The organism is Pseudobacter sp., assembly GCF_051955275.1.
Classification (GTDB): domain Bacteria; phylum Bacteroidota; class Bacteroidia; order Chitinophagales; family Chitinophagaceae; genus Pseudobacter.
Genome location: NZ_JBQCGW010000235.1, coordinates 44,126 through 58,545, shown reverse-complemented (window position 1 = coordinate 58,545; position 14,420 = coordinate 44,126). Strand labels below are relative to the sequence as shown.

The 14,420-nt window shown below is 47.5% G+C and carries 11 protein-coding genes; 6 read left to right on the top strand and 5 right to left on the bottom strand.

Going from position 1 to position 14,420, the window contains the following annotated elements:
* Positions 1-237: 237 nt before the first annotated feature.
* Positions 238-798, bottom strand: coding sequence for a putative glycolipid-binding domain-containing protein (locus ACTHMC_RS20820; RefSeq protein WP_440416054.1), 561 nt, complete (start codon positions 796-798; stop codon positions 238-240).
* 59 nt (positions 799-857) lie between these two features.
* On the opposite strand from ACTHMC_RS20820, the gene ACTHMC_RS20815 reads away from it, so the two are divergent.
* The 4 genes from ACTHMC_RS20815 to ACTHMC_RS20800 all read left to right on the top strand — a co-directional run bounded on the left by ACTHMC_RS20815 (position 858) and on the right by ACTHMC_RS20800 (position 5,134).
* Positions 858-1,349: a CinA family protein gene (locus tag ACTHMC_RS20815; protein ID WP_440416053.1), complete on the top strand. Its 492-nt coding sequence runs from the start codon at positions 858-860 to the stop codon at positions 1,347-1,349.
* A 97-nt stretch (positions 1,350-1,446) separates the two neighbouring features.
* A complete protein-coding gene (locus ACTHMC_RS20810) occupies positions 1,447-1,824 on the top strand; it encodes a response regulator (protein ID WP_440416051.1) in 378 nt (125 codons plus the stop codon).
* Between the two features lie 85 nt (positions 1,825-1,909).
* Positions 1,910-3,844: a PAS domain-containing sensor histidine kinase gene (locus tag ACTHMC_RS20805; RefSeq protein WP_440416050.1), complete on the top strand. Its 1,935-nt coding sequence runs from the start codon at positions 1,910-1,912 to the stop codon at positions 3,842-3,844.
* 102 nt (positions 3,845-3,946) lie between these two features.
* Positions 3,947-5,134, top strand: a complete 1,188-nt coding sequence (locus ACTHMC_RS20800; protein ID WP_440416049.1) for an aminopeptidase C — start codon at positions 3,947-3,949, stop codon at positions 5,132-5,134.
* Positions 5,135-5,181: 47 nt separating this feature from the next.
* Here the strand turns inward: ACTHMC_RS20800 and ACTHMC_RS20795 are convergent, their stop codons facing one another.
* The 3 genes from ACTHMC_RS20795 to ACTHMC_RS20785 form a co-directional block, all read right to left on the bottom strand.
* Complete coding sequence (locus ACTHMC_RS20795; RefSeq protein WP_440416047.1) at positions 5,182-9,300, bottom strand: DUF6443 domain-containing protein; 4,119 nt, start codon at positions 9,298-9,300, stop codon at positions 5,182-5,184.
* 343 nt (positions 9,301-9,643) lie between these two features.
* Positions 9,644-10,432, bottom strand: coding sequence for a S1/P1 nuclease (locus ACTHMC_RS20790; RefSeq protein WP_440416045.1), 789 nt, complete (start codon positions 10,430-10,432; stop codon positions 9,644-9,646).
* A 41-nt stretch (positions 10,433-10,473) separates the two neighbouring features.
* On the bottom strand, positions 10,474-10,914 hold the full coding sequence (locus ACTHMC_RS20785) for a response regulator (protein WP_440416043.1): 441 nt from the start codon (positions 10,912-10,914) through the stop codon (positions 10,474-10,476).
* Between the two features lie 203 nt (positions 10,915-11,117).
* Here ACTHMC_RS20785 and ACTHMC_RS20780 point away from each other — a divergent pair, with 203 nt between their 5' ends.
* Both ACTHMC_RS20780 and ligD read left to right on the top strand, forming a co-directional pair.
* Positions 11,118-11,312, top strand: coding sequence for a hypothetical protein (locus ACTHMC_RS20780; RefSeq protein ID WP_440416041.1), 195 nt, complete (start codon positions 11,118-11,120; stop codon positions 11,310-11,312).
* An 8-nt stretch (positions 11,313-11,320) separates the two neighbouring features.
* A complete protein-coding gene (gene ligD / locus ACTHMC_RS20775) occupies positions 11,321-13,405 on the top strand; it encodes a DNA ligase D (RefSeq protein WP_440416040.1) in 2,085 nt (694 codons plus the stop codon).
* Here ligD and ACTHMC_RS20770 read toward each other — a convergent pair whose 3' ends face one another.
* A complete protein-coding gene (locus tag ACTHMC_RS20770) occupies positions 13,406-14,413 on the bottom strand; it encodes a nucleoside hydrolase (protein WP_440416038.1) in 1,008 nt (335 codons plus the stop codon). It lies immediately after the preceding gene.
* Positions 14,414-14,420: the final 7 nt, after the last annotated feature.

Sequence of the window (14,420 nt, the reverse complement as noted above, 5' to 3'; positions counted from 1 at the left end):
CACCTCATCCCCAAGGATTTCAATGATAATGCCATTCAATGCAGCCGAATAATGATCGTATAGATAACCAAAAGCCTTACCAGCGCGCTGTTGTAGCGCTTCCACGAGCTCCTGCTCGGAATATGTATATGCATCTTTCAAACGTAGGCGGGTATCATTTGCCGATCATATACGCCGCACAGGAGAAGAAAGATTTCCTTCGTAGTTATTTTATTGCAGATTTTTATTCTTTTAACATTAATCAACTTCCGGAAACACCCGCTGCCACCTGCCCGGATAGTATACAACCATGCCATCTTCATCCAGTTCCAGCATGGCTGCATAACCACCATCCACATTTTCATATTTATAAAAACGTCCGTCGATATTGGTATATCGTTGCTCCATCGGTAAGAATTCCCCTTCAGGTAATTTAAAGTACAATACCCGGATCTCTTCCGTACTTCCATTTGATAACCGCAATCTGCGCACAGGTAAAGTATTTGTAAACGGAGTAAGTGACAGGTCGATATCGATGCAATCTTTCAGTGAAGCAATCTCATTTCCATCTTTATCCTGCCAGGTATTATTCTTCCTCTCAAAATAGAATTCCACCGGATTTGTACTTTTTGTATTCAGGGAAACAGACTGCACTTCCCATTGAAGATTTACATGTAGTATATACGAAACGAAATAGGGATGATTATTTTCTTCTCCCGTGATATGGCCACGCACAATTATACTTTCTCCCTGGCTGATCTCCACATATTCCGTGGTGCTGTCATAACAGCCCTTCCACACGATGATCTTTTTATTCATGTTTTTTTACTGAGGCTGGCATAAATATTATGCCCTGTTACTACATAATATGTAAACGTATGTACCAGTTTGAACAGTCCATGCTGAATGCCATCGGGAAGAGGCTGATGAAAAATGGCAGCACCATTGCCGTAGCCGAAAGTGTTACTTCCGGCCTTCTCCAGTGGGCGTTGGCCTCCGCCACCGATGCCATGAAATTCTATCAGGGAGGGATCACTACTTATAATATAGCCCAGAAATTCCACCACCTGCGGGTAGAGCCTATTGCAGCGGAATCCTGCCATGCGGTTTCAACCAAAGTAGCTGCGGAAATGGCCATAGGAGCTATCCGGCTTTTCGGAAGCCAGTGGGGCATCGGCATCACCGGTTTTGCTACACCCGTGCCTGAATCCGGAGGCAAACGCTACGCATTCTATGCTATCGCCTACCAGGGCAGGATCCTGTCTTCCAGGCAACTGAAGCCCCGGGCCACTATTACAGAAGAAGTACAGCTGGCCTATGCCAATGCTGTTCTGGCGGATCTCCGCAGGCTTTTACATTCCAGGAAGTAAGTATTCCCGATTTTTCCAGCTCACCAGTTTACAATTTTTTATAAAAATCTTTACTTTTATCGCCTAACTACCCTTTACTATGTGTGCTGGAAAACGGTTGATCCTTTTAGTAGATGATGACCCGGATGATATTGAACTACTGGACGAAGCCTTTGCGTCCTGCGCACCCGCACCGGAAATCCATACCGCCCACTCGGGCAAACAGGCCCTGGACATCCTGATGAACTGGCCCGGGGCCAGGCTTCCCGACCTTATCATACTTGATTACAATATGCCAGACATGACCGGTGCCGAAGTACTGGGTGTTCTAAAACACAACCGCCGATTCTCCGATACCGTCAAAGTGGTCTGGAGCACCTCAGACGCAACCCACTACGAACAAAACTGCAAAGAGAATGGGGCTACCCATTTTTTCAAGAAGCCCGACAGGATTGAGGCCATCCAATCGCTCGCCGCCACGCTGCTGACCCTCTGAAGGCTGGCATAATTTTTAAGTACGATCCTTTTGCCCTGTGAACGCACCTGGCTACACAAAATTGCCAAACCAATAATGCCCCGGAATGACTAAAAAGATTCAGGATACTGTGGATGCCATGCAGTTGCTGGAAGACAGTGAAAGGAGGTTTAGAGCGCTGGTGACTGCCACCGCGGATGTGATCTATAGGATGAGCCCGGATTGGACCGTAATGCGCGAACTGGATGGAAGAGGGTTTCTCTCCGATACCAGTGAGCCTATGACCGACTGGATTTACAAATATGTGCACCCCTCCGACCATCCCCTGGTGCTTTCCACCATTGCAGAAGCCATCCGCACTAAAACCATTTTTCAGCTGGAACACCGTGTACTCCAGACTGATGGTACTCCCGGGTGGACCTTTTCCCGTGCAGTTCCCATGCTGAACGACCAGAACGAGGTCATCGAATGGTTTGGCACAGCATCCGATATCACCGCCCGTAAAAAGATTGAAGAAGACCTGAGAATTACAAGGGAAGAACTGGTCCGCAGTAAAGGATTATATGAAGCAATTGTAGGAAGTACACCCGATCTCATCTATATTTTCGACCTCAATTACCGTTTCATCTATGCCAATAAGGCCCTGCTCACCATGTGGGGCAAAACAGAAGACCAGTATTATGGGTGCAGTTTACTGGAGCTGGGTTATGAGCCCTGGCATGCGGAAATGCATGAAAGGGAGATCGACCAGGTGGTGGCCACAAAAAAACTCATCAGGGGAGAAGTATCCTTTCCACATGCCACTCTCGGCAAAAGGATGTACGACTACATCTTCGCGCCCGTTCTCGATGAAAAAGGCGATGTGCGCGCCGTGGCAGGCACCACGCGTGATATTTCCGACCTGAAACTGGCGGAAGATGCACTCAAACAAAGTGAAGACCAGTTCCGCACACTCACGCAATCCTTGCCTCAACTGATCTGGACCTCCAGTCCCGATGGTTATTGCGATTTCTTCAATCAGAAATGGATCGAATACACCGGCAGCTCCACATCTGACTCCGCAGGAGATGGCTGGACGAATTATATTCACCCGCAGTATGTTACCGAAGTATTCAGGAAATGGCAGGATGCCCTGCACTCCGGTAACTCTGTGATCGCAGAATTTCCATTACGCGCCAAAGACGGAGCCTATAGCTGGTTCTACGTGGTAGGCAATCCTATCAAGGATGACACCGGCATTATCCGCAAATGGGTGGGTGCCCTCACCAATATCGAAAGCAGGAAGGCGGTGGAAGAAAGCCTGGAACAACTGGTGACCGACAGAACCCGAGAATTACAGCGCTCCAATGACGACCTGCAGCAATTTGCACACGTGGCCTCCCACGATCTGAAAGAGCCCGTTCGTAAAGTGAAGATCTTTGCCAGCCGGCTGGAAAAAGAATTCGGTGGTGAACTTTCGGATACGGCATCACTCTATCTCAAAAAGATTTACAGCGCCACAGACAGGATGAACAATATGATCGAAGGTGTGCTTAATTATTCAACTGTCAATAACCTGGAGCAGGATTTCAGCAATGTGAACCTCTCCGATATCCTCAGCAATATTGAATCAGACCTTGAAGTATTGATACAACAAAAAGGAGCAACGGTAAAATATGATCAGCCACCTTCATTTGAAGGAGCGCCAGTACTGATCTACCAGCTCTTCTATAATCTCATCAACAACTCGCTTAAATTCGCACGCAAAGATGTATCTCCCGTGATCTCCATCAGCAGCCGGCAAGTTCTGGAGAACAAAAAGCCGTTTACAGAGATCACGTTATCCGATAACGGCATCGGTTTCTCTCAGGAACATGCTGAAAGGATCTTCCATACATTCACCCGCCTCAATGCCAAAGACAAATATGAAGGCACCGGCCTTGGACTGGCCCTCTGCAAAAAGATAGTGGAACGCCATGGAGGTTCCATCAAAGCAAAGGGTGAAGAAGGCAGCGGCTCCTCCTTTATCATAGCCCTTCCCGTAAAACATACGCAGCACTGATACTTTTCATGAAGGCCGGATTAAAATCCGGAAAAAGATACAGGTACGGTAATGCCTGTTCTTTTGAATGCCCCTATCTTTGGCCCCTCAAAATGAAAATACATGAACTTTAAGAAAGCCTCTCTCATTGCTCTCACAGGCTTTGCTGCGATTGCCTCCTACGCCCAGGACAACCTGGTGAACTCACTCAATGCGAACGCCAGCGCAAAAGCCAAAGAAAAATTTGTATTTACACCCGTGATCAGCATCAACTGTACGGATGTTAAGAACCAGGGAAGCAGCGGCACCTGCTGGAGCTATTCCGGCAACTCCTTCCTGGAATCTGAAATGATCCGCAACGGCCGTCAACCTGTTGACATTGCCGAGATCTACACCGCCCGCTGCGTGTATATCGAAAAAGCAAAGAATTATGTTCGCATGCACGGCGCCGTTAGCTGGGGCGATGGTGGTGCACTGCACGACGTTACCAATATGTATGCTACCTACGGCGCCCTGCCACAGGAAGTTTACACAGGCCTGAACTACGGTACAGACAAAAACAAATTCGCTGAAATGCAGGATGTGCTGAAAGGTATGCTCGATGGCATTATCAAGAACAGCAACGGACAGCTCACGCCAAACTGGTTGCCCGCATTCACAGCCGTTCTGGATACCTATCTCGGAAAAGTTCCTGAGTCTTTCAACTATAAAGGCAAAACATACACTCCGCAAACCTTCGCCAAAGAAGTGATCGGATTGAATGCCAATGATTATATCGAGATCTCTTCTCTCACTACCGCTCCTTACTACACACAAACCTTCCTGCCTGTTCCTGATAACTGGAGCTTTGGTTATGTGTACAACGTAACGCCAACCGACCTCACAGATATCATCGACAATGCCCTGAAAGCAGGATACACTGTTGGCTGGGCCACAGATGTGAGCGAGAAATATTTCAGCTGGAAGAACGGCGTAGCCTTTGTACCCGAAGTGCCATTTGAAAAAATGAGCCCCGCTGACCAGGCTGATCTCTTCAACGGTCCAAAAAAAGAAATGGCCATTACCGCCGAGAACCGCCAGAAAGCTTTCGATAACTACGAAACGCAGGACGATCACGGTATGCAGATCGTAGGTATCTCTAAAGACCAGAACGGTAAAGAGTACTATATGGTGAAGAACTCATGGGGTGTGTCCAATGATTACAAAGGATTCCTCTATGTAACCAGGAACTATGTTCAGTATAAATCAACTGCGCTGATGGTGCATAAGAATGCAGTTCCCAAGCCACTGGCACAGAAAATGAAATTATAATGATCCGAAGCTGATCAGAAAAAACGCTCCGCCTGCCGGAGCGTTTTTTATTGGTAATGCACAGGAATTCCCATACTCTGCCAGTAACGTAGCAGATCCTCTACCCAGGTACCAACATAATGGCCACCCCTGCCTCCTCCCCTGTAGTATCTGATCCTGCCATCTTCAACACCTTCGATCTTTTGCAGGGAAGAACCGCCATTGAATGTATTCAGCAGGCTTCCCATATTTCCATAACCGGAAGAGACCTGGTCGTTCACCGTTGAGAACTGCCTGCCAGGTATATTGGCTGGATGTGCAAAATCACCGGGCTGATGCGGGGACAGATAATCCACAAAATCGATCAGGCTTCCATACTTTGAATGTTTAGCCAGTTCCGTGGCAATACCGGCCGCATAAGCTGCGCCCTGGCTATGGCCCACGATCCTGATCCGTTCTTCTGCACCAAGACTGATACTGCCTGCATCCAGCCTTTCAATCAGTAGCCGGCCGGCAGTCAGCCCCTCGGCAAAACGATCCGGCGCCTCGGAACCAGGCGTAAAACTTCCATTGATATACCAGGCATTGTTATCGTTGAAAACCGTACGGTAGGCGTTATCTACTTCCTCCCAGTAAGAGAACGGCTGCCCGTTGTTACGCGGCAAAGCCCGGAAATAATCCCTGTCCGGCGCATACTGATCCGGGTTAGTAACGGTTAAGGATTGGCTTGCATAAGCTCCTCTGTCAACCCACTCACGCTGCTGCACCTGCATTACCGGACTGCTTCCTTTCATCCAATGGTTCAGCATAAATCCACTGGCAAAGATGAAAAGATTCCCATCCACCTCTTTTGCATTCACCGGGTTGTTACCCGTGTAAGCATAGGGAGATAAACCATACCAGTTTTCAGCACCGGCATCAACTGATAACCACCGCCCTGTTTGTACGTCGTACATACGAGCCCCGAAATCATACCAGGCAGGCTCATCACCCTTATCAATCAATTCCTGCTGCGCTTCGCGGCCTGCATGGAGTATATTATTGACCGGAGCACCGGCAGCCTTTGTACTCAGAGCCTGTATCCGCATGCCAAACGGGTAATAATGATTTTCCTCCAGGAGCGGCCCACGTATATGAGTAAGTTGCAGGTCATCAAAATACACATCCGTACCGGCAGTTTCGTTACTGAGGAAAACAAAGAGATAGCCATTTTTTGTGATATTACGATTGCTGACCAGAATGGTATAGAGTTCATTGTCTGCACCAACAGTGGCAAAGCCGGTATTGTTGCCGTCATTGGTAATCACTGGCTGGAAATATTCATCCAGCAGCAGGAAGTTGAGAAATGCTCCGGGCTTTGTGAGTGGAGTGGAATTGTTCCGTTGCATCACGAAAGCGCCAAGCGCAGGTGTAATAGAATTTGTCAGGAAGGCCGCTGAAGCCAGCTTTCCATCTGCTACCGGAGGTAGCGCAGTAACCAGCATGGAAATGATTGCTGATAAATTATTCCCGGGAGAATAAGGCAATTGCCCTGTTACCCTGTACCAACTTTTCACCTGCAGATGGAATTTATCGCCCGCCATTACTTTAATTATCATACCCGGGCCTTGCTGATTTTCGCCTCCTCTCAACCGGCAGACATATTGATTGGCCACAGTATTGTTTTCTGATGGATATCCGGCTGGTTTCAGCACCCTGGTTTCCGGTATTTTCTGATACAGATTCTGTTCGATAGCAGCCTGTGATAGCTCCATGCTGGCAGGAGGGTATCTGTCGGTCTGCTGTTGCTCCGTCAGTATCATTCTCAGGTTGGACAAATGGTCCTTTACAAAAAAATCAAGTTGTGCTTTGTCTGCAATAAACCGCGTCCGGCCTTCTTCATGTAAAATGTATTGCAGTTTATCTTCCTGGTCTTTTTGTGAAGGCTCAAAATAACGCGTAGATGTAAAGACCGCGGAACCGGGATAAACTGTCGTGTGCACCAACCGGCGTATGCTATCTGTTACTATCTTCTTCAGTTTCTCTCCGTTGGCAGACCAGCTGTATTGAATATTTCCTTTACCGGGTAATTCCACCTTTTCCGGTAATTTCAAATGATTGTAACTGATCCTGCCTATGCCTTTGTTGAGATCAGCTATCATGTTTCCACTGGCATCATAACTATATTGTGAATGCAGTGAAGACAAAGGGTGTAGATCTCCCAATTTGCAACTGGTATCTTTATTTGCATCTCTGATTGATTGTACACGATTGGTGCCAGGTTGATAAATATAAGAAAGCGAATCGATGGTCTTGTTTCCAGCCACGGTCCATGCCCTTTGGGACAGAGACAGCATATTTCCATTCTGATCATATTGAAGGCCACCGGAACTGAAATCCATTGCAGGCGTATTGTTTCCATTACCTCCGGCTGCCGCCAGCAGGCGGTTTGCAGCATCATAATCCAATTCGTAATTTCTCAACTGATCATCCCCTGTGCTCTTCCATCGCCAGTCCGATATATTTCCATTTTTAAATTTTCCATATTCCAGGGAATAACCAAACCAGTTGTTTTCACTATGGCCGCCGGTAGAATAATCCTTGTTCATACCGGATACCCAACCGCGGATATGATATTGCCATCGCAGCGTTTCCAATGGGCCGGAACCAGAAAAGGCCGTCCCCAGCAACTTCGTTTTTATTCTTCCTGTTTCATCATATTCATATTTTGCGATCAGGCGAAGCGAATCGGGCGAATTATATCCTTTATCGATACGCACCAGTCGCCGCGATGCATCATAACTATTGACAGTATAAAGAAGGAAAGACTGTTGCAGCAACCGGATACGCTCTACTGCCCGCAATACCTGTCCGGTAAAATTATACTGAAAAGATCTGGTACTGATGCTGCCTGAAATATTTCTTGTCTGCTCCTGCAGCAGCCGTCCCTTATCATCATAATAATTCACTTTGGTTATCCAGATATTTGTTCCAATCACTTTTGCAGAGGACCAGGCTAGAAGTTTGTATATCAACAGTGACTGTGAACGTGGTTCCGCGTGCTCATTGGCTGATTTGGTATTCAGGAATATTTCATCTTCCCCGCTCATTGCTGTTATGAATCCTGAAGGCAGCATATCATAATCATCATAATGGAATTTCTGCAACTCTTCAAAGGCCTGGCCGCGCAAGTCAGGATATTGGTCTGTTGCTGCTGCCAGTGCCGCATGTACCTCCCTCGATTGCGTATTGATCAGCAGACCGGATGCAATCAACCGGTTCCGCTGATCATAAGCATAATATAACCACTGCCCTTTCATATTGGCATCTTGCTGCAATACCATTCTTCCTCCGGCATCATATACCATCCTTGATTCTCCACCTCCCGGGATTTGTTTCCTGATGAGGTGGCCGCGTGGATCATATTCATACCTGAAGCATTGTTCTGCAAGAATCACAGGGTTATTTAGTATCCATTGCTGCTTCATCACCGCTAACACGCCTTCCGGCTGCAACACACAGCGAAGCCTGTTGACATGATCATACATAAAATAAGTACAGATCCATCCGGCATAACCTGCTCCGCATCTATCAGACAGCTGTACTTTCTTCAATACCAGCTTGCCACGCTTGTCTGTAAATTCAATGACCCGCCTTCCATCTTCATCCGATACAATGGTTTTATACAATGTACCGGCCGCATACCAGCCCGTACTTAAATAATTACCAAATCCATCCGGTACATTCTTTACGGTCCAGATCCGCACGCTGTCCGAAACAGAATTCACAGTACGATTGAAAACTATTCCATGTCCGGTGCCCACCCAGTGATTGCCGGGTGGTAACTCCCCTGTTACCTGCGAACCCGGAGATGCCTCAAATTTTGTCTGATGAAAAAACCAGGCATCATCCGGATACTGTTGCCGGCAGAAATCTGCCTGTTTAGGAAAAGGATCCTGCACAAGCCGGCCTTCGTTACCGGTAACCAGGAACGGCATATATTTTCTTGCCATTCTTCCGTACTGATCATGTAAAAATGGCGTGACCAATGCCTGTCCTTCCTGTATTTCCAATGTCTGCAATGGCCGGCCCAGCCCATCGAAATAACTGATGGTCCGACGCACATCACGCGCAGGCCGCTTCTGCAATCCGGTAGCATCGCGCTCCGGCACCATCACTTCACTGCTACGAATTATGTTCGTTAACATTGAAGGCGCATAAGGCGGTAAAGGTATTGCCGGTCCGGCACTGAACGGAACAGTTACAGGCTTTGGCCTCACCTGGGCTGCTCCGGAGAAGAAAAAGAATAACGGCCCCATCCACCAACAGGCGGACTTACCAGTAATTTTTTTAAGCATGTACAACTGATTTTCATCCCATGAACAGGAGTGATCAAATATTCATCAGGAAGGATAGCCCGGGATGATATCAGAGTATTTGCGAAATAACAAAGGAATCAAACATGAAGCAATACCATGCAAAGGGTATTTTACCGATACTCGGGGACGCGAGTGACCGGGCACAGCGAAATAAATATTATAGCGTATATGATTAACCGAAAATATTGTTCAGGAGGCCGGCGAGATGAACGCCACCTTTCAGTAACTGATCGTTCAGTATTTGCACATGATCGAAATTATAGCGGTAGCTCAGTTTCTGATCCGGAGTAACCCCGGCATACAGTTTTTGCGCAATATTGTAAGAGTTGATGACCCAACTGCTGGGTGGCTCTGCCTGCCAGGCTTTACGTTGGGCTTTGGTAGTATGATTGATAGCCGATACATACTCCGTGTAGCTGAGTTGCTGAAATTCTACCAGCTTCTCATCCCATACCGCATGCAGGTTGGTGGAACTGTTGAACCAGCTCAGGCGAATACGGTTGCCACCCAGGTCTTCCAGCCTTCCTACATGCATGGGCTGGTGAAGATCACCAACAATATGGATCAGTAAACGCAGATAGAGTAGTTGCTGATCAGCAGGCAGTGCTTTGTTCCCAAGCTCCTGCACCAGCCAGTTCATTTTCGTATAAGCGTTAACGGAGGTATCCTGCTTCAGATGCGCTTCGATGTCCGCTTCGGCCAGGCCCTCCCGCAGGTTGATATAATGCCAGTTGCTAAGGTAATTGTAGTTGGAATCAGACTTGATGAAATCAGCCCAGTTACTGCACATGGCCATGGACTCACTCCCCAGTATACGCTGGATCTGTCTGCGTGCTTTATTGGTAAGATAGGAATCGGCGATCTCTGCCACGATCCTGTGCCCCAGTACGCCCCATGCCATAGAATGCAAGGGAATGTAGAACAGTATCGCAGCCAGCAATAGTTTTCTCATTATTTTCATACATGAAGTTTTGCCGGAGCAAAATAGGCAATCCAGCCCTATCAATCCACTAAAAACTGGCTGTGCGGAGGAAAATGCAGATAATTTTCCCAATCGATGGAAAATATCTTCCTCAGTTTATCGGTAAGTTCAGCAATTGTATTGGTTTTGGCCAGGTACAGGTTCGCGCCGCTACGGTACGCCTCTTCCATGATCCGTTTGGAAATTTCGGAAGTATACATGATCACGGGCATCTTATCATAATCCCTGTTCTTACGGATCTCTGTAATACAGGATATTCCGTCCTTACAAGGCATATGTATATCCAGGAAAAGTATATAAGGGATCTTATCCTTCAGCATAATAAACAGCACATCGCCATTTTCCGCATGCCTGAGCAGATAGGGCACCTGCAGCCCCTTCATTCCCAGGTCGAAAATCTCAACATCATCGCTATCATCTTCAGCAAGCATTATATCCTTTTGTAAAGCCAGTGCACCCATATGGACATATTTAGATTGCTAAGATAGGACTTAACCGCATTTATCAGTTATCCGGCTCCATTTATTAAGGGCGGGCAAATCCGGGACAAACAAAACTGCGTATTATTTTCCACGCCTTTATGTTCCACAGCCACGCGTGACAGGAAATCCAATGCTGGTGCGGGTTTTGTGTTTAATATCAATGAAACAAAATCCGATCAACCATGAACAAATATCCAGACAAGCCAGAAAATTTATCCTCTGACAAACAGCAGCAAGACAAACAAACACAATCTTCCCCGCCTGAACAACAGAAAAAGGAAAATGAAAAGAACGATCCGGGTCCTGTTTCTGACCAGGATTACAGTAGTTCGAAAAATCAGTCGGGCAAGAACACCGACCCTGATTCAGAAGATTAATCAATGCCATGTCCAAAACAAAATCCGGAAAACCGGCCACTGCCATTCGCAGCACCCGGCCGCAACAAGATGCGGCACCTTTGAGCTATTCCATCCAGGACCTGGTCAGCAACCTGTCTGTCCGTAAAAAACAAGCCTTCCCAAAAAACATCCAGCCTATGCTGGCCTCTCTTGCCTCCAAAGCATTTGATGATGCTGCATGGCAATATGAGATCAAATGGGACGGCTACCGTGCCATCAGCTACCTGAATAAAGGATCCGTGGACATTGTTTCACGCAACAGCAAGTCCTTTAAACAAAACTATTACCCCATCAATGAAGCGCTGGAAGCCTGGACTATCAGCGCCGTCATCGATGGAGAGATCATTGTAGTGAATAAAAAAGGAAGGGCTGATTTTGCAGCCCTGCAGGAGTGGCGGAGCGAAGCAGATGGGCAACTACGCTATTATTTATTCGACCTGCTCTGGCTGGAAGGCTTTGATCTGACCGGACTGCCACTCTCCGAAAGAACCAGTTTACTTAAAAAACTGATCCCGCCGGATAATGAATGGATACAATTCTCCGCCAGCTTTGACACCACCGGCACCACTTTCTTCAAACAGGCGCAGAAACTGGGACTGGAAGGTATTATGGCAAAGAAGAAAGACAGTATTTACGAACCCGGTAAACGAACAAAAAACTGGCTGAAGATCAAAACGGAAAGGACCCAGGAGGCAGTAATTGCCGGATATACCAGGAATGAAGGGACCAGCAAACTGTTCAGTTCATTACTTCTAGGCATATACGAAAACAGGCAGCTGGTATACATCGGGCCTGTAGGCACCGGATTCACCAACCAGCAGCAAACGGAACTGATGAAGGCCTTCAAGCCACTCCGCACAAAAACATGCCCCTTTCCGGAAGTACCTGAATACAACAAACCCAGCCGCTTCAGACCCAATCCGCCTAAAGCAAGTGTCACCTGGCTAAAACCCGAACTGGTAGCGGAGGTAAGCTATCAGACCGTTGCCCCGGGCGGAGTGCTCCGGCACCCCTCTTTCAAAGGCTTGCGGCCCGACAAAAAAGCAAAGGAAGCCGTTGCAGAAAAAGCATTCAAACCGGAAAATGTGATGAAGCAGAAAAAAACACCCCCTAAGAAAGCCATCAACTCCGGAAACCGGAAATCTTTACTCAATCCTACTGACGCCACACAGGTCAGAAATATCCTGGGCACCAGTTTCTCCTTCAATAATGTTCAGAAGGTATACTGGCCAAAGGAAGGATATACAAAAGGGGATATGCTGAACTATTATTATCAGGTTGCTCCCTATATAATGCCCTACCTGAAGCACAGGCCGCAATCCCTCAATCGCTTCCCCAACGGCATCAATGGCAAAAGCTTTTACCAGAAAGACCTTACTGCCCAGGCATCTGAATGGATGCAACTCTTTCCTTACACCACCAGCGAGGGAGAGCACAAGAATTACCTGGTGCCTGAAGATGAGCGGGCACTGCTGTTCATGGCAAATATGGGCGCCATTGAAATGAATCCCTGGAACAGCACCGTTCAGAAGCCTGATAACCCAGACTGGTGCATGATAGATCTGGACCCCAGCCCGAAACAAACATTTGAACAGGTCATCAAAGCAGCGCTTACCACCAAAGAGGTACTCGACCAATTAAAAGTGCCCGGTTATCCCAAGACCTCCGGCTCCACCGGGATCCATATCTATATACCCCTCAATCAGAAATACACGTATGATGAATGCCAGCTATTCGGCAAACTGATCGCCACCCGCGTACACGAGGCCCTGCCTGATTTCACCAGCATTGAAAGGCTCACAAAGAACAGGAGAGGAAAAATGTATATCGATTATTTACAGAACAGACCCAAAGCCACACTGGCCGCGCCGTACAGCCTCCGGCCCAAACCGGGAGCACCGGTATCGATGCCTTTGTTCTGGGAAGAAGTGAAACCCGGACTGAAGATCACAGACTGGAATATAAAAAACGCCCTCGCCCGGATCAGGAGCGAAGGCGATATCTTCAAGCCGGTACTCGGCAAAGGGATAGATATGCGAAAAGTGCTGAAGCAGTTGAACGATCAGGAATAATCATTTCCCTGTCACCAGTTGCACCAGCCTGTTCAGTACTGCATCCTTATTATTTTTATAGATGAGATAACGCTGATTTCCATTCCCCGCACTGAACACTGATTTCCCATCCGCGGCAATAGTGATGCGGCCTGCAGGAGAAAGGTCGAAATGATTTTTCTCAGGTTCGATGGCATACAAAACAGAGGTCAGATCCCAGGTCTGGCGGTCATATGGCATTTTCTGGTACACGATGTACGACATCACCAGCGGATTACTTACCCCTCCATTGAAATCATTCAGGATACTGCTTGCAGGATAACGATACTTATCCCCGATCTCGAAACCACTGGCCACCAGCGGCACCGGGCATTCCGAAAATGTGATCTTACTCGCATCCAGGTCCTGCACAATATTCCATTCGGGGAAATCGAATTCATTAGTGTACATGCCTCCCATCACAGATACCAGTTTCACTTTTTTCTTCATCAGTTCCACTCCACTGAGCTGGCTGTATTCATCAGCACCGGACCTGAGCAACCTGGCGATATTGGTTTCGGGCCCCACCACAATCAATATTACCGACTGATCCGCTGCCTTACTCAGCAACCTGCGGAGCAGTTTGTACCCTTCCGGTAAACTATCGGCAATACTACGTTTGGGAAAGAGCAGCTTCTTTCCATTGATGGTGGTATCCAGCGTAACGGGTACATATACGTGCGGTTCAGGGTTCACGCCATTGTAGGCATATCCCAGGGGAATATCGTTATAACCATTGAGTCTGCAGTAGGCATCCACATAATCGATCACGCGGGGGTTGGACTTACTGATAGTGATGCCCAGCAGTTTTACCTTCTGTTGCTTTTCATAATTGAACAGCATCTGCAGGGCCAGCACATCATCTATATCATTGCCTATATCCGTATCGAAGATCACGGAAACCGGGGCGGCAGCTTTCTGCTGCCGGGCCACCGTCTTGCAACTGAATGCCAGTATGGCGATGAAGAACAGACCGGATAATATTTTCATGACTATA

Excerpts from the sequence above, each read along its gene's own strand:
- ACTHMC_RS20820 (WP_440416054.1), bottom strand. The coding sequence starts at position 798 with ATGAATAAAAAGATCATCGTGTGGAAGGGCTGTTATGACAGCACCACG.
- ACTHMC_RS20815 (WP_440416053.1), top strand. The coding sequence starts at position 858 with ATGTACCAGTTTGAACAGTCCATGCTGAATGCCATCGGGAAGAGGCTG.
- ACTHMC_RS20805 (WP_440416050.1), top strand. The coding sequence starts at position 1,910 with ATGACTAAAAAGATTCAGGATACTGTGGATGCCATGCAGTTGCTGGAA.
- ACTHMC_RS20800 (WP_440416049.1), top strand. The coding sequence starts at position 3,947 with ATGAACTTTAAGAAAGCCTCTCTCATTGCTCTCACAGGCTTTGCTGCG.
- ACTHMC_RS20795 (WP_440416047.1), bottom strand. The coding sequence starts at position 9,300 with ATGTTAACGAACATAATTCGTAGCAGTGAAGTGATGGTGCCGGAGCGC.
- ACTHMC_RS20790 (WP_440416045.1), bottom strand. The coding sequence starts at position 10,432 with ATGAAAATAATGAGAAAACTATTGCTGGCTGCGATACTGTTCTACATT.
- ACTHMC_RS20785 (WP_440416043.1), bottom strand. The coding sequence starts at position 10,914 with ATGGGTGCACTGGCTTTACAAAAGGATATAATGCTTGCTGAAGATGAT.
- ACTHMC_RS20780 (WP_440416041.1), top strand. The coding sequence starts at position 11,118 with ATGAACAAATATCCAGACAAGCCAGAAAATTTATCCTCTGACAAACAG.
- ligD (WP_440416040.1), top strand. The coding sequence starts at position 11,321 with ATGTCCAAAACAAAATCCGGAAAACCGGCCACTGCCATTCGCAGCACC.
- ACTHMC_RS20770 (WP_440416038.1), bottom strand. The coding sequence starts at position 14,413 with ATGAAAATATTATCCGGTCTGTTCTTCATCGCCATACTGGCATTCAGT.